The sequence below is a fragment of the Streptomyces sp. NPDC058653 genome (genome assembly GCF_042716895.1).
In the GTDB taxonomy this organism is placed as follows: Bacteria; Actinomycetota; Actinomycetes; order Streptomycetales; family Streptomycetaceae; genus Streptomyces.
The window spans coordinates 22,665-36,824 of record NZ_JBHXRM010000063.1; the positions used below are offsets into that span (position 1 = coordinate 22,665).

Annotated in this window: 13 protein-coding genes and 1 rRNA gene; 4 read left to right on the plus strand and 10 right to left on the minus strand. The window is 73.4% G+C overall.

Translation table 11 applies throughout. The features are described 5' to 3' along the window. Nucleotides 1–19: 19 nt before the first annotated feature. Nucleotides 20–1,828: a glycoside hydrolase family 15 protein gene (locus tag ACFWU9_RS33935; protein WP_384324945.1), complete on the plus strand. Its 1,809-nt coding sequence runs from the start codon at nucleotides 20–22 to the stop codon at nucleotides 1,826–1,828. Between the two features lie 109 nt (nucleotides 1,829–1,937). Further along, a complete protein-coding gene (locus ACFWU9_RS33940; protein ID WP_384324930.1) occupies nucleotides 1,938–3,569 on the plus strand; it encodes a PucR family transcriptional regulator in 1,632 nt (543 codons plus the stop codon). A 79-nt stretch (nucleotides 3,570–3,648) separates the two neighbouring features. Here ACFWU9_RS33940 and ACFWU9_RS33945 read toward each other — a convergent pair whose 3' ends face one another. The 5 genes from ACFWU9_RS33945 to ACFWU9_RS33965 form a co-directional block, all read right to left on the minus strand. After that, the gene (locus tag ACFWU9_RS33945; protein ID WP_384324931.1) at nucleotides 3,649–4,758 is read right to left on the minus strand and encodes a glycosyltransferase family 4 protein; all 1,110 of its coding nucleotides are present in this window, start codon (nucleotides 4,756–4,758) and stop codon (nucleotides 3,649–3,651) included. Between the two features lie 224 nt (nucleotides 4,759–4,982). After that, nucleotides 4,983–6,728, minus strand: a complete 1,746-nt coding sequence (gene recN / locus ACFWU9_RS33950; RefSeq protein WP_384324932.1) for a DNA repair protein RecN — start codon at nucleotides 6,726–6,728, stop codon at nucleotides 4,983–4,985. An 88-nt stretch (nucleotides 6,729–6,816) separates the two neighbouring features. After that, entirely contained in the window at nucleotides 6,817–7,749 is a 933-nt protein-coding gene (locus tag ACFWU9_RS33955) for an NAD kinase (protein ID WP_384324933.1), read from the minus strand. Beyond that, complete coding sequence (locus ACFWU9_RS33960; RefSeq protein ID WP_384324934.1) at nucleotides 7,746–8,561, minus strand: TlyA family RNA methyltransferase; 816 nt, start codon at nucleotides 8,559–8,561, stop codon at nucleotides 7,746–7,748. The genes ACFWU9_RS33955 and ACFWU9_RS33960 overlap by 4 nt, the downstream gene beginning before the upstream one ends. Nucleotides 8,562–8,568: 7 nt before the next feature. Then, nucleotides 8,569–8,931 (minus strand): hypothetical protein, encoded by a 363-nt coding sequence (locus tag ACFWU9_RS33965; protein ID WP_384324935.1) that lies wholly within the window; start codon nucleotides 8,929–8,931, stop codon nucleotides 8,569–8,571. A 42-nt stretch (nucleotides 8,932–8,973) separates the two neighbouring features. Here ACFWU9_RS33965 and ACFWU9_RS33970 point away from each other — a divergent pair, with 42 nt between their 5' ends. Continuing rightward, nucleotides 8,974–9,321 carry an SCP2 sterol-binding domain-containing protein gene (locus ACFWU9_RS33970; RefSeq protein WP_384324936.1) on the plus strand — a complete coding sequence of 116 codons (348 nt, stop codon included), beginning with the start codon at nucleotides 8,974–8,976 and terminating at the stop codon, nucleotides 9,319–9,321. A gap of 37 nt (nucleotides 9,322–9,358) precedes the next feature. Here the strand turns inward: ACFWU9_RS33970 and ACFWU9_RS33975 are convergent, their stop codons facing one another. Together ACFWU9_RS33975 and ACFWU9_RS33980 are read right to left on the minus strand one after the other, a co-directional pair. Then, the gene (locus ACFWU9_RS33975; RefSeq protein ID WP_384324937.1) at nucleotides 9,359–9,496 is read right to left on the minus strand and encodes a hypothetical protein; all 138 of its coding nucleotides are present in this window, start codon (nucleotides 9,494–9,496) and stop codon (nucleotides 9,359–9,361) included. 139 nt (nucleotides 9,497–9,635) lie between these two features. Beyond that, entirely contained in the window at nucleotides 9,636–10,664 is a 1,029-nt protein-coding gene (locus tag ACFWU9_RS33980; protein WP_384324938.1) for an HAD-IIA family hydrolase, read from the minus strand. 85 nt (nucleotides 10,665–10,749) lie between these two features. Here ACFWU9_RS33980 and ACFWU9_RS33985 point away from each other — a divergent pair, with 85 nt between their 5' ends. Beyond that, nucleotides 10,750–12,042 (plus strand): DUF1015 family protein, encoded by a 1,293-nt coding sequence (locus tag ACFWU9_RS33985; protein ID WP_384324939.1) that lies wholly within the window; start codon nucleotides 10,750–10,752, stop codon nucleotides 12,040–12,042. 90 nt (nucleotides 12,043–12,132) lie between these two features. On the opposite strand, the gene ACFWU9_RS33990 is transcribed toward ACFWU9_RS33985, so the two are convergent. The 3 genes from ACFWU9_RS33990 to rrf all read right to left on the minus strand — a co-directional run. Further along, nucleotides 12,133–12,891: a tetratricopeptide repeat protein gene (locus ACFWU9_RS33990; protein WP_384324940.1), complete on the minus strand. Its 759-nt coding sequence runs from the start codon at nucleotides 12,889–12,891 to the stop codon at nucleotides 12,133–12,135. Further along, on the minus strand, nucleotides 12,891–13,628 hold the full coding sequence (locus ACFWU9_RS33995; RefSeq protein WP_384324941.1) for a hypothetical protein: 738 nt from the start codon (nucleotides 13,626–13,628) through the stop codon (nucleotides 12,891–12,893). Before ACFWU9_RS33995 ends, ACFWU9_RS33990 begins: the two co-directional genes overlap by 1 nt. A 444-nt stretch (nucleotides 13,629–14,072) precedes the next feature. Further along, nucleotides 14,073–14,160, minus strand: a 5S ribosomal RNA gene (rrf, locus tag ACFWU9_RS34000); the annotation flags it as partial.

The following is a 14,160-nucleotide window of genomic DNA, read 5'->3' on the forward strand; positions in this document are numbered from 1 at the left end:
CGTGGCCGTTCGACTGGAGATGCACGTGGCCGGGCGCATCGAGGATTACGCACTCATCGGAGACATGCAGACCGCCGCCCTGGTCTGCCGGGACGGCACAGTCGACTGGCTGTGCCTGCCCCGCTTCGATTCGCAAGCCGTGTTCGCGGCGCTGCTGGGGACCGATGAACACGGTTTCTGGCGGCTCGGACCCGCGGCTCCGGCAGGAGCCGAGCCCCCGCGGGCCGACCGGCGCCGCTATGTGGGTGACTCCCTGATCCTGGAATCGGAGTGGGACACGCCACGCGGCACGGTCAGGGTGACCGATTTCATGCCCCCGCGTGACGGCGCGCCGCAGCTGATCCGGATCGTGGAAGGCGTCAGCGGCCGGGTGCCGATGCGCTCCGCGCTGCGGATGCGCTTCAGCTACGGCCGGGTCGTGCCCTGGGTGCACCAGGTGGACAACCGCACCGTCGCCGTCGCGGGGCCGGACTCGATCTGGCTCGACACCGAGGCGGACACGTACGGCAAGAACCTGACGACGTACTCCGACTTCACCGTGGCGCCCGGCGACCGGATCGCCTTCACCATCAGCTGGCAGCCCTCGCACCGGCAGCCGCCCGCGCTGCCGGACCCCGAGGGATCGCTGACGCTGACGTCGGAGTTCTGGCGGGAGTGGGTCGAGCACTGTACGTACCACGGCCCCTACCGCGAGGCCGTCGTCCGCTCGCTGATCACGCTCAAGGCCCTGACGTACGCGCCGACCGGCGGCATCGTCGCCGCGCCCACGACGTCGCTTCCCGAGGAGATCGGGGGCGTACGGAACTGGGACTACCGCTACACCTGGCTGCGCGACGCCGCCATCACCCTCTCCTCCCTGCTGCGCACCGGCTACCGCGAGGAGGCCCGCGCCTGGCGTGAGTGGCTGCTGCGGGCCGTCGCGGGCGACCCCGAGAACCTCCAGATCATGTACGGGATCGCGGGCGAGCGTGAGCTGGGCGAGGCGGAGCTGGACTGGTTGCCCGGTTACGAGAGGTCGGGCCCCGTCCGGGTCGGCAACGGCGCCGCGCACCAGCTCCAGCTCGATGTGTACGGCGAGGTCACCGAGGCCCTGCACCTGGCGCACATGACGGGCCTGGCCCGCAACGACTACGCCGCGCTGCTCCAGCTCAAGCTGATCGAGTATCTGGAGACGCACTGGGACCAGCCGGACGAGGGCATCTGGGAGGTCCGGGGACCGCGCCGGCACTTCGTGCACTCGAAGGTGATGGCGTGGGTCGCGGTCGACCGGACGATCAAGCTGATCGAGTCCGGCGACGCGGACGGCCCGCTGGAGCGCTGGCGCGAGATGCGCGACGACATCCACCACGACGTGTGTGAGAAGGGTTACGACAAGGAGCGCAACACCTTCACGCAGTCCTACGGCTCCAAGGAACTGGACGCCTCGCTGCTGCTGATCCCGCAGATGGGCTTCCTGCCGCCGGACGACAAGCGCGTCATCGGCACGATCGAGGCGATCCAGCGCGAGCTCTCCACGGAGGACGGTTTCGTCCTGCGCTACCCGACCTCGGGCGAGCACACCGGTCTCGACGGCCTGGAGGGCGACGAAGGCGCGTTCCTCGCCTGCTCGTTCTGGCTGGCCGACGACCTCGCGATGATCGGGCGCGTCGACGAGGCCCGCAAGCTCTTCGAGAAGCTGCTCGCGCTCCGCAACGACCTCGGGCTGCTCGCCGAGGAGTGGGACCCGAGGCTCCAGCGCCAGGTGGGCAACTTCCCGCAGGCGTTCAGCCATGTCCCGCTGATCGACACGGCGCTGCGCCTGACGGCTTCGGGGGCGTACGGCGGCTGACCCCGCCGAGGTCCGCGCGGGTCGGCAGACCGGTCCGCGCGGGCCGACGAGCGGTCCGCGCGGTTCCGGGGACGGACAGGGGCGCGCGGGCCGGGTAGCGTCCGATCCCATGGACGATCAGGGCGGAATCACCGTGCGGCAGGCCCTGGAGCTGCCGGGCCTCCGTGCCGGGCTCCCGGAGGTCGTCGCCGGGGCGGACCGGCTGCACCGCACCGTGCGCTGGGCGCACGCGGGCGAGGTGCCGAACATCGCGTCCCTCCTCAAGGGTGGTGAGCTGCTGCTCACCACCGGCATCGGGCTCGGCGCCCGCCCCGCCGAGCAGCGTGCCTTCGTACGCGGCCTGGCCGATCGCGGGATCGCCGCGCTGGTGGTGGAGCTGGGGCCCCGGTTCGGGCGGCTGCCCGCGGCGGTCGTGGACGCGGCGCGGACGGCCGGGCTGCCGCTGGTGCAGCTGCATCGCGAGGTGCCGTTCGTGTCGGTGACCGAGGAGGTCCACACCGAGATCGTCAACGGGCACTACGCGTTGCTGCGGCAGGCCGACGAGGTCCACCGGCGGTGCACGGAGGCGCTGCTCGACGGCGGCGGCGTGCCCCAGGTGATGCGCGTCGTCGCGGACTTCGCGGGCAACCCGGTCTTCCTGGAGACCCCCGACGGGCAGTTGCTGTACGCGGCGGCCGAAGCGTCGGGGCAGCCGACGGCCGCCGGGCCGCTCCAGGTCTGGGAGGGGCTGCGGGCGCAGCGGGCCGACCGCGAGGCGGGTCCGCCGGCGGGCACGGTGCTGGTGGACGTACCCGGTGGCGGGCACGGGACCGGTGGCGTACGGGCCCGGCTCGTCCTGCCTCCGGTGTCGGCCCCGCTGCTTCCGGTGCACCGGATGGCGGCCGAGCGGGCGGCGGGCATCCTCGCGGTGGTGCTGATGCAGGCGCGCCAGGAGGACGAGCTGGCGGCGCGCGGCCGGGGCGACTTCCTCACCGATCTGGCGGAGGGCCGCGTCACGGCGGACGACGCGCCCGCGCAGGCGTCGGTGCTGGGGTTCCGGCCGGGCGGCGGTCCGCTGTTGCCGGTGGTGATGCGGCTGGGCCCCGAGCCGCCTCCACCGGGCGACTGGGCGCCGCTGGCGCGTGCCGTTCTGGAAGAGCTGGCGTCCGTCGGGGTGCCGGTGCTGCTGGGTGTACGTCCCGTGGAGGGGCGGGTCCCGTTGCTGGTCGGGCTGCGCTCGGAGTCCGAACGCGGCGCGGTCGCCGACCGGGTGGCGGCGGCTCTGCGGGCGGGCGTGGAACGGGCCGGTCTTGAGCGGCCCGGCGGCCCGAGGCCCGTGGTGGTCGTCGGCGTCCCGGGCGGCTGGGCGGCGGCGAGCGCGGGCCTGCGTCACGCGGCGGAGACGGCTGCCGCCGCCGGGGGCCTGCCGGAGCGGCCGTGGCACGACGCCCTGCGGCTGGACATCGATCTGCTGCTGTGGCGGCTGCGGGACCACCCCGACCTGTCGGCGTTCGTGGACCGCGCGATCGGCCCGCTGCTCGTCCACGACCGCACCTCACGCGCCCCGTTGCTGCCGACGCTGACGACGTTCCTGGACCACGCGGGCCGTAAGGCGGAGACCGCGCGCGAACTGCATCTGAACCGGCAGACCCTCTACAACCGGCTGGCCCGGATCTCCGAACTGCTCGGCACCGACCTGGACGACCCGCGCACGGTCCTGGCCCTGAGCCTGGCCCTGCGCGCGCGGCGGCACGTGCGCTGAGCGGGAGCGGTGGACCGCGTCCGGGATTCGCCCGCCGGGGCGACCTTCACCGGCCCGGGTCACCGACCACCGGCCCGGATCACCTCGGCGGGGACGGCTCGGTCAACTCGTCGTAGACACTGAGGACTTGGGCGATGGTGTGGTCCTCCGTCGGCCACGTCGCCGCACGGACGTGCCCGGCCGCCGCGAGTTCGCCCAGCCGCTCGGGATCGGCCAGCAGCCGGGTCACGGTGTCCGCGAGGGCCCGGGCATCGCCGTACGGGACCAACTCCGCCGCGTCGCCGACCAGTTCGGGCACGGCGCCGACGGCCGTCGCGACCAGGGGGACACCGAGCCGCAGCGCCTCCTGGGCCAGCAGCGAGCGGGCCTCCCAGCGGCTGGTGAGCAGCGCGATGTCGGCGGCGGCGAGGAGTTCGCTCACGTCGTCACGGCGGCCGACGAGACTGACGGGCAGGTCCTCGTCGTCGATCCGGCCCTGGAGCAGGGCCCGTTCACGGCCCTCCCCCGCGATGACCAGAAGGGGTACGGGGTCGAGCTCGCGCCAGGTCCGCGCCGCGTCCAGCAGGGTGCCGTAGCCCCGGCCGGGTACGAGGCTGCCGACCGCCATCAGCAACGGCCGCCCCACCGCGCCCAGTTCGGCGCGGGCCTTGCCGCCCGCGTCGCACTCGTCGTCCTCGCCCGCCGCCGGGGACCGGCGCGGGGCCGGTACCGCGACCGGCGCGAGGCGCGCGTCCCGGGCGCCGCGCTCGCGGGCCCGGTCGACCAGCTCCGAGGAGGCGCCGAGCACAACGGCCGCCGCCCTGACGGCCCTTCGCTCCAGAAGCCGCAGCACATGGCCGCGCGGTCCTTCCGCGTGCACACGGGTGTGCCAGGTGACGACGAGGGGGACGCGCCGCCCGCCGAGGGCGACCGCCGCGCGTACGGCGGCGTGCACTCCGTGCGCGTGCACCACGTCGGCGCCGGCGCAGGCGGCCCGCAGCGCTCCGAGGGAGAGGGGGTCGCCCCGCCGGGCCACCGGCACATGGTCGGCACCGCAGCCCCGGAAGTCGTAGGTCCGCTCCAGCGACTCCGGCGCGCAGACGGTGACCCGCACGCCCCGGGCGACGAGCCCGGCCGTCAGCGATCTGACGTGCGCGCTGCTTCCCGCACTGCCACCGCCGAGCACCTGGACCGTACGCAGCTGTGTCACGTGCCCGAGGCTCCTGTTTCCGGTGGTGTGTGCCGTCCCAAGGATGCCAGCCGGTACGGACCTTCCGGCACCGAGGGGGCGTCGCGGGTGTGTCGATCGCCGCGGACTCCCCGCCCGATATCACTCACACGAGTGACACCTGGGCGTGCCCCACCTACGGTACCGGGCGGGAGCGCGGGCCCCCGCCTCCGCCCGCGCCACTCCCACCACCCGCCGGAGGCGGCCTAGCCGTCCGCGCGGGCCGTCGCCAGCAGTTCCTCCGCGTGGGCGCGGGCCGTCTCCGAGTCCTCCTGGCCCGCCAGCATCCGGGACAACTCCCGTACCCGGTCCTCGCCTTCGAGAGCCGTGACACCGGAGCGCGTCACCGAGCCGTCGTTCGTCTTCTCCACCAGCAGCTGCCGGTCGGCGAAGGCCGCGACCTGCGGCAGGTGCGTCACGACCACCACCTGCGCGGACTTGGCGAGCTTCGCCAGCCGGCGGCCGACCTCGACCGCCGCCTTGCCGCCGACGCCCGCGTCGACCTCGTCGAAGAGATACGTCGGCACCGGATCGGACCCCGCGAAGACGACCTCGACCGCGAGCATCACCCGGGAGAGCTCACCGCCGGAGGCACCCTTGGCGATCGGCCGCGGCGGGGCGCCGGGGTGCGGGGCCAGCAGCAGTTCGACCTCGTCGGCGCCCGAGGAGCCGTACGCCACCGGGCGGCCGTCCACCTCGACGCCGTCCGGGTCCTCGGTCTGCCGTACGTCGAACGAGACGCGCGCGTGCGGCATCGCGAGGGAGGCGAGTTCGCCGGTGACCGCTTCGGCGAAGCGCGCCGCCGCCTCCGTACGGGCGTCGGTCAACGCCTGTGCCAGAACGGACAGTTCACCCAACAGAGTGGTGTGCTCGACGGTCAGCTCGCCGATCCGCTCGTCGTCGCCCTCGAGTTCGGTCAGCCGCGCCGCGTTCTCCTGGGCCCAGGCCAGCACCTCGGTGATGTCCTGGCCGTACTTGCGCGTCAGCCCGGTCAGCGCGGCCCGGCGCTCCTCGACCGCCGCGAGCCGGCGCGGGTCGGAGTCCAGGTTGTCGGCGTATCCGGCCAGTTCACCGGCCACGTCCGCCAGCAGGATCGCGATCTCGCCCATCCGGTCGGCGAGCGTGGCGAGGGCCGGGTCGTGGGACCGTACGGCCTCCAGCGCGCGCCCCGCGCCGCCGACGAGCGTCGTCGCGTCGCCGCCGTCCGACGGGTCCTCCGGGTCACCCGCGAGCGCCGCGTGCGCGAGGGCGGCGGCCGAGGCCAGCGCCTCGGCGTGGCCGAGCCGCTCGGCCTCCGCGGCCAGTTCGGTGTCCTCCCCCGGCAGCGGCTCGACGGCGGCGATCTCGTTCAGACCGAAACGCAGCAGGTCCGCCTCCTGGGCGCGCTCACGGGCGCGGGTGGTCAGCTCCTCCAGCTCGGCGGCGACGGTCCGCAGCCGCCGGTACGCCTCCGCGTACTTGGCGAGCGGCGCGGCGACGGCGTCCCCCGCGTACCGGTCCAGCGCCTGCCGCTGCCGCGCGGGCCTCAGCAGACCCTGCTGGTCGGTCTGGCCGTGCACGGCGACGAGGTCGTCCGCCAGCTCGGCGAGCACGCCCACCGGCACGGAACGTCCGCCGATGTGGGCGCGCGAGCGCCCCTCGGCCGAAACGGTCCGGCTGATCAGCAGCGCGCCGTCGTCGAGCTCCGCGCCCGCCTCCTCCGCCCGCCGGGCGGCCGGGGCGTCGGCCGACATGGTGAGCCGCCCCTCGACCACCGCGGCCTTGGCACCGATCCGCACCAGCGCCGGGTCGGCCCGGCCGCCCAGCAGCAGCGCCAGACTGGTGACGACCATGGTTTTGCCCGCGCCTGTCTCACCGGTCACCGCGGTGAACCCCGGCGACAGCTCGACAACCGCGTCGTCGATGACCCCGAGCGACCGTATCCGCATCTCCTCCAACACGGACACGACCATACGAGGTCCGGAGGCCGCCGTGCGACGGCCCCCGCCCTCCGGTTCGATCCCGGGGGTGCTCCGAGGGGGTGCCCCGGGCCGGGACGGGCTAGTGCGGCGCCCCTCGCCACCCCGCGACCGGGAGGGCGAACTTCGCCACCAGCCGGTCCGTGAAGGACGCCTGGTGCAGCCGTGCGAGGCGTACGGGCACCGCCCCGCGCCGTACCTCCACCCGCGCGCCAGCCGGCAGCTCGACCGTCCTGCGTCCGTCGCACCACAGCACGCCGTGCGGCGTATGGGGCTGCACCTCCACCGCGAGCACCGACTTCGGCGAGGTCACCAGCGGCTTCGCGAACAGCGCGTGCGCGCTGATGGGCACCATGAGCAGCGCCTCCACCTCGGGCCACACCACGGGACCGCCGGCCGAGAAGGCGTACGCCGTCGAACCGGTCGGGGTGGCGCACACGATGCCGTCGCAGCCGAAGCCGGTCACCGGCCGCCCGTCGATCTCCAGGACGACCTCCAGCATCCGCTCGGGCGAGACCTTCTGCACGGCGGCCTCGTTGAGCGCCCAGTCCTCGTGCACGACGGTGCCGTTGCTGTGCACGAGGACGTCGATGGTCATCCGCTCCTCGACCTCGTACGCGCGGGTGACGACCCGGTCGACGACCTTGTCGAGATCGTCGCGCTCCGCCTCCGCGAGGAAGCCGACCCGCCCCAGGTTGACGCCGAGCATCGGCACGCCCGACGTACGCGCGAAGGAGGCGCCGCGCAGCAGCGTGCCGTCGCCCCCGAGCACGATCAGCAGCTCACAGCCGTTCAGCGCGCCCGACGTGTCGTCCGGGACGGTCTCGACCTCCGACGGGAGCGGCAGGTCGCCGGCCTCGGCGGCCAGTACGCGTACACCGATGCCGTTGCGCAGCAGTCCCTGGACCACCAGTTCGGCGCTGCGGATCGCGGCGGGTCTGCCGGTGTGGGCCAGCAGGAAGACCGTGCGTCGCTCCGCACCGGTCTCCGCGGTCTGTTCTGCGTTCGTCGTCAACGGGGTCCCTCCGCCACAGCACGGTCGACATCGGCCGGGTCGACGTCTGGCGCCCCGGCGGTGAGCCACAGGAAGTATTCGACGTTCCCGGCGGGGCCGGGCAGGGGGCTCGCGGTGACGCCTCGCGTCCCGAGGCCGAGCTCCGCCGCCTGGTCCGCCACCGTCCGTACGGCCTCGGCGCGCAGCTCCGGGCTGCGCACGACACCGCCGCTGCCGAGGCGTTCCCTGCCCACCTCGAACTGCGGTTTGACCATCAGGACCAGGTCCGCGTCGGGCGCGGCACACCGCGCCAGCGCGGGCAGCACCAGGCCCAGCGGGATGAACGACAGGTCCCCCACGATCAGGTCCACCGGCTCTCCTTCGACGATCTCGGGCGTCAACTCACGTACGTTCGTACGGTCCTTGACGGTGACCCGTTCATCGCTCCGGAGTGACCAGGCGAGTTGTCCGTAGCCGACGTCCACGGCGACGACCTCCCGGGCCCCCGACCGCAGCAGTACGTCGGTGAAGCCGCCCGTCGACGCGCCCGCGTCCAGTGCCCTGCGCCCCTCGACCCGCAGTCCCCGGGGTACGAAGACGGCGAAGGCGCCCGCGAGTTTGTGTCCGCCGCGCGAGACGTAACCGGGGTCGCCGCCGTCCTCGGCGACCACCACGGCGGCGCTCTTCTCGACCTGGGTGGCCGGCTTGGTCGCGGTGGCGCCCGCGACGGTCACGCGTCCCGCGGCGATCAGTTGGGTCGCGTGCTCACGGGAGCGCGCGAGTTTGCGGCGTACCAGCTCGGCGTCGAGGCGTTGGCGTGCCACTCCTGCCACTTTCGGTTCAGCTCCTGTGGTCGTACGGCTGCGCGGGGCCGGGTCGGGGGGCGGCCTGGCCTGGTCCGGGGCGTACGTCGAGCGCGGTGAGCGCGTCGCGCAGGCCCCGGTGCACATCCTCGTACACGTCGAGGTGGCCGTCCGCCGGGAGGTGGTCCGCGTCGCCGAGTCTGGCCAGTTTCCCGTCCACCTCGGGGTTGCCGGTGGGGACGCGGTCGATGCCGAGGGGCGCGGGGGCCGCCGGGTCGTGGGCCGGGGCGGAGGGCTCGGGCCCGGGTTCCGGCCGGGTGTCCGGTTCGGGCCGGGCCGGTGGCTCGGGGGGAAGGAAGGCCCGTTGCACGTCCGCCGGGCCCGCCGTCTCGTCGCTCATGCCCAGACGCTACCGCGAAGCCCTGCGGTACCGTCGATCACGATGGCGACGAAGGAGGAGTGCCGCAGCGCACTCGAAAAGCTCTCGGACAACATGGCGCGGGCGGACCACGGGATCCGCGGGGCGAGCGGTCTCGACCGCTCGCTGAGCTGCCACATCACGGACCTCGACACGACCTTCACCGGCCGGATCGAGGACGGCCGGATCGAGGTGCACGACTCCCACGACGGCCCGCCGCGTGAGAAGGCGCAGATCAGGCTGGCGATGGCGGGCGACGATCTGGTGGCCATGGTTGACGGCGAGTTGAACTTCGCCAGGGCGTGGGGATCGGGGCGGGTCAAGCTCGAAGCGGGTTTCCGCGATCTGCTGCGGCTGCGTTCCCTCCTCTGAGCCGGCCGCCCGGCGAGCGGGCGGCGGCGCGTACGGGTCACCCGGCGGCGCGCAGGGGCATGCTGTGCCGCGCCCCGGGCGCGGCCGGGACGACGAGCGGGGTGCCCGTCTCCGGCTCGTCGGTCACTTCGTCGACATAGCGATCGACCGGCTCACCGACGCCGGTCGACGCCATCGACACCTCGACAATCCGTTCGTCGTCCCGCGACCGGATCGGCGACCGTGATGCCGTCCGGCGCGCTCCCGCGCGCGGGAGGGGACGCGTAGTACCGCTGGTACCGCGCCCCTTCCCGTACGCGCATCCGTTCGCGCCGCTACAGCCCGAGCCTCGCCAGCACCTTGCCCCCGTCCAGGGCGCACGCGCCGTCCCCCGCATGCGTCCAGGCCGCGGCGCACAGCGCCCGGAGCCCGTCCATCGCCGCGCCGTCACCGTCGAGCACCAGGGCCTCGTCCCGTACGGACGCGGTCCACCCGCCGCAGACGAACGCGCCGTCCCGGCCCGCGACTTCGGGCTGTCCGGTCAGCAACCCGCGCAGATCCGCGTCCACATACGTCGGCCGGTACTTCGGCTCGGCGGCCAGCAACCGCGCCCCGTCCGTCACCCCGGTCAGCACCAGCAGCGAGTCCATACCGCCGTTGAACGCGCCCTCGATGTCGGTGTCCAGCCGGTCCCCCACGACGATCGGCCGCTTCGCCCCCGTCCGTAGCACGGTCTCCCGGTTCATCGGCGGCAGCGGCTTGCCCGCCACCTGCGGGTCGGCGCCGGTGGCGATCCGTACGACCTCGACGGCCGCCCCGTTGCCCGGCGCGATCCCCCGCGCGCTCGGAATGGTCAGGTCGGTGTTGGACGCGAACCACGGCACACCACGCGCGATCGCGTACCCGGCCTCGGCGAACCGCCCCCACGCCAGGTCCGGTCCGCCGTAGCCCTGCGCCACGGCCGCCGGATCGTCGTCGGCCGACTCCACGGGCTCAAGTCCCCGCTCCCGCAGGGCGACCCGCAGGCCCTCGCCGCCGATCACCAGCACCCGGGCGCCGGCCGGCACCTGCTCGGAGATCAGCCGCGCCACCGCCTGCGCCGACGTGATCACCTCGGCGGGCTCGGCGGGCACCCCCAGCTCCGTCAGATGCGCGGCGACGGCGTCCGGCGTCCGCAGCGCGTTGTTGGTGACGTACGCGAGACGCATTCCGCCGTCCCGGGCCGTGATCAGCGAGTCGACGGCATGGTCGACGGCCTCACCGCCCGCGTACACCACCCCGTCGAGGTCCAGCAGAGCCGTGTCGTACGCCTCGTTGAGCGCCGTCGCGCTGCTGTCGGGCCTGGTCCTGCTCGGCTGACTCATCAGTCTCCCGTTTCCTCTTCCGCCCCATGACCGGACGTTCCTCCCCCGATCATCGCTCATGCCCGCGCCCGCATACGATGCGCAGATGAACACCACAGGGTCGGCAGGGAAAGGTCTCCGTCTGATCCCGTTCCGCGGGCTGCGCTACGTCCCCGAACGGGTGGGCAGCCTGGCCGCCGTGACGTCGCCGCCGTACGACGTCGTGGTACGGCCCGACGGACTCCACCACCTGGAGTCGGCCGACCCGCACAACATCGTCCGGCTGATCCTGCCGCAGGCCGCGACCGCCGCCGACCGGCACCGTCAAGCGGCGGAGACACTCCAGCGCTGGCTCGCGGAAGGCGTGCTCGCGCCGGACGCGGAACCGGCGCTGTACGTGTACGAGCAGCGCAACGGCGACGTGCTCCAGCGCGGGATCATCGGGGCCCTGGCCCTGACCACGCCCGCCGAGGGTGTCGTACTGCCGCACGAGGACGTCATGCCGGACATCGTCGAGGACCGCGCTGCCCTGATGCGGGAGACCGCCACCAATCTGGAACCGCTGCTCCTCAGCTACCGCGGCGACGGCAGCGCGACCGGCACCACCGCCGTCATAGAACGGACCGTACGGCGCAAGCCCCTGCTCTCCACCACCACCGAGGACGGCTTCAGCCACCGCCTCTGGTCGGTCACCGAGCCGGCGGATCTGGCGGACATCGAACTGGATCTGGCGGACCGTCAGGCACTCATCGCGGACGGTCACCACCGCTGGGCGACCTATCTGCGGCTGCGCGAGGAACACCCGCCGTCCGAGGCCGGCCCCTGGGACTACGGCCTGGTCCTGCTGGTGGACACCGCGCGCTACCCGCTCCAGGTCCGCGCGATCCACCGGCTGCTGCACCGGCTGCCGGTCGCGGACGCGCTGACGGCGCTGCGGGACATGCCGGGCTCGTTCCGGGTCCGCACACTCGACGGCACGCTGCCGGAGGCACTGGAAGCACTGTCCGGGGCGGGGGCCGGGGACAACGCGTTCCTGCTGGCGGGCGACGGCCGCTTCCACCTGATCGACCGCCCCGACCCGGCGCTCCTGGCCCGTACGGTGCCGGCCGACCGCCCGGAGGAGTGGCGCGCGCTCGACGCGACCGTGCTGCATCTCACGCTGCTCGACCACATCTGGAAGATCCCGGACGCGCCCGATCACATCTCGTACATCCACGACACCGAGGCCGTCGTGGAGCAGGCGGAGCGCCACGGCAGTACGGCGGTCCTGCTGCGTCCGGTACGCGAAGAGGTCGTACGGGACCTGGCACGCCACGCGGTCACGATGCCGCGCAAGTCGACGTCGTTCGGCCCGAAGCCGGCGACGGGCCTGGTGCTGCGGAGCCTCGCGGAGGACTGAGAGCCGGCGTGAACGACCGGCGGAGAAAACAAAAGGGCTCCATCCCCCGGTGGGGATGGAGCCCTCTCTCATGCCGCGTGGATCACCGGATCAGGACTTGTCGCTCCCGGGCTCCGGCTCCTCGTCGGCGATGTCGTCGTCATCGTCCGAGAGGGGCTCGGGTGCCTCGTCCACGAGACCGCCCGCGCCGTCCGCCTCGTCCTCGTCGTCGTCCTCATCCGCATCGAGGTCAACGTCGATGTCGACGAACTGGACGCCGTCCAGGGCCGCGAGACGGTCGGAGGCGTCCGTGGCGCCGTCCTTGTCGGCCTCCAGGGCCTTCGCGAACCACTCACGCGCCTCGTCCTCGCGCCCGGCCGACAGCAGGGCGTCGGCGTACGCGTAGCGCAGCCGCGCGGACCACGGCTGTACGGAGTTGGAGCCCAGCTCGGGCCCCTGCAGGGTCACGATGGCGGCGTCGATCTGCCCCATGTCCCGGCGCGCGCCGGCGGCGACGAGCCGCATCTCGACCTGTCCGGCCTTGTCGAGCTTCAGCACCTCGGGCTCACCGGCCATGGTCAGGGCGCGTTCGGGACGGCCGAGACCACGCTCGCAGTCGGCCATGACGGGCCACAGGTCGACGTTGCCCGTCATCCGCCGCGCCGCCCTGAACTCGGCGAGGGCCTCGCCGTACTTCTGGGTCGCGTACGCGGCGAAGCCGGCGGCCTCGCGCACCGCGGCGACCCTGGAGGCGAGCCGCAGGGCCACGCGCGAGTAGGCGTAAGCCTGGTCGGGGTCCTCGTCGATGAGGTTGGCGACCATGACGAGGTTCTTGGCGACGTCGTCGGCGAGGGTCTTGGGCAGGCTCATCAGCTCCTGCCGCACAGCCTTGTCGATCTCGTCACCGGTGACGTCCTCGGGGATGGGCAGCCGCTTGATGGGCTCCCGGTCCCGATCCCGGTCGTCACGTCCCCTGTACCCACCGCGGTCGTCACGGTCGTCACGTCCCCGATACCCGCCACGGTCTCGGTCGCGATCCCGATCCCGGTCGTCACGTCGGCCGAAACCGCCGCCGCCACTGGGCCGACCGCCGGTGGGACGGCCACCGGAGGTGGGACGGCCACCACGGTCGTCGTCACGGTCACGGCGCGGGCCGCTCGGCCGATCGTCACGGCGGAAAGGCGGACGCTCATCGCGCCCACGGAACCCACCGCCACCACCCGAACCACCGGAGGACGGACGACCACCGCTCGTGGGCCGACCACCGGAGGCGGGACGGCCGCCACGGTCGTCGTCACGGTCCCGACGGGGACCGGTCGGCCGATCGTCACGACGGAACGACGGACGCTCGTCACGCCCACGCCGGTCGTCCCGACGCGGACCACTGGGACGCTCGTCACGTCCACGGAACCCGCCACCGCCACCACTCGTGGGACGACCTCCGCTGCCGGTCGGACGACCACCACGGTCGCCGCGCTCGTCGTCACGGCGCGGCCGGCTGGGCCGCTCGTCACGATCACGGAATCCACTGCCGCCGGTGGGACGTCCACCACTCGGGGGCCGGCCACCAGAGGTGGGACGGCCGCCACGGTCGTCGTCACGGTCACGGCGCGGTCCGCTCGGCCGGTCGTCGCGGCGGGAGGACGGGCGCTCATCGCGCCCACGGAACCCACCGCCACCACCCGAACCACCGGAACTACCGGACGGACGACCGCTGTTCGCGGGCCGGCCGCCGCCAGTTGGACGGCCTCCGCCGGTGGGCCGGCCACCGCCACGGTTGTCGTTGCGGGCTACGTAGTCGCCGACGCCACCGCCAGAGCCTGTGGGACGGCCGCCACGGGAACCGCTCCGGTCACCACCACCGTCCCTACGACGTGATTCGCGCTCCGGACGGTCGTCGGGAGAGTTGGGGGACATCGGCACGGCTCCTGTCTTCGGGTACCACAGTCATTCTCACGCAGCCGAGGAACGGACGCGCTTCCTACAAATCCAGAAAAACAAAAAGACCCCTGGTCCAGCGTGAACGCTGGACCAGGGGTCCTTGAAAGATTGTTCGGCGGCGTCCTACTCTCCCACAGGGTCCCCCCTGCAGTACCATCGGCGCTGAAAGGCTTAGCTTCCGGGTTCGGAATGTAACCG

Excerpts from the sequence above, each read along its gene's own strand:
- ACFWU9_RS33940 (WP_384324930.1), top strand. The coding sequence starts at position 1,938 with ATGGACGATCAGGGCGGAATCACCGTGCGGCAGGCCCTGGAGCTGCCG.
- ACFWU9_RS33980 (WP_384324938.1), bottom strand. The coding sequence starts at position 10,664 with ATGAGTCAGCCGAGCAGGACCAGGCCCGACAGCAGCGCGACGGCGCTC.
- ACFWU9_RS33975 (WP_384324937.1), bottom strand. The coding sequence starts at position 9,496 with ATGGCGTCGACCGGCGTCGGTGAGCCGGTCGATCGCTATGTCGACGAA.
- ACFWU9_RS33965 (WP_384324935.1), bottom strand. The coding sequence starts at position 8,931 with ATGAGCGACGAGACGGCGGGCCCGGCGGACGTGCAACGGGCCTTCCTT.
- ACFWU9_RS33970 (WP_384324936.1), top strand. The coding sequence starts at position 8,974 with ATGGCGACGAAGGAGGAGTGCCGCAGCGCACTCGAAAAGCTCTCGGAC.
- recN (WP_384324932.1), bottom strand. The coding sequence starts at position 6,728 with ATGGTCGTGTCCGTGTTGGAGGAGATGCGGATACGGTCGCTCGGGGTC.
- ACFWU9_RS33990 (WP_384324940.1), bottom strand. The coding sequence starts at position 12,891 with ATGAGCCTGCCCAAGACCCTCGCCGACGACGTCGCCAAGAACCTCGTC.
- ACFWU9_RS33985 (WP_384324939.1), top strand. The coding sequence starts at position 10,750 with ATGAACACCACAGGGTCGGCAGGGAAAGGTCTCCGTCTGATCCCGTTC.
- ACFWU9_RS33935 (WP_384324945.1), top strand. The coding sequence starts at position 20 with ATGCACGTGGCCGGGCGCATCGAGGATTACGCACTCATCGGAGACATG.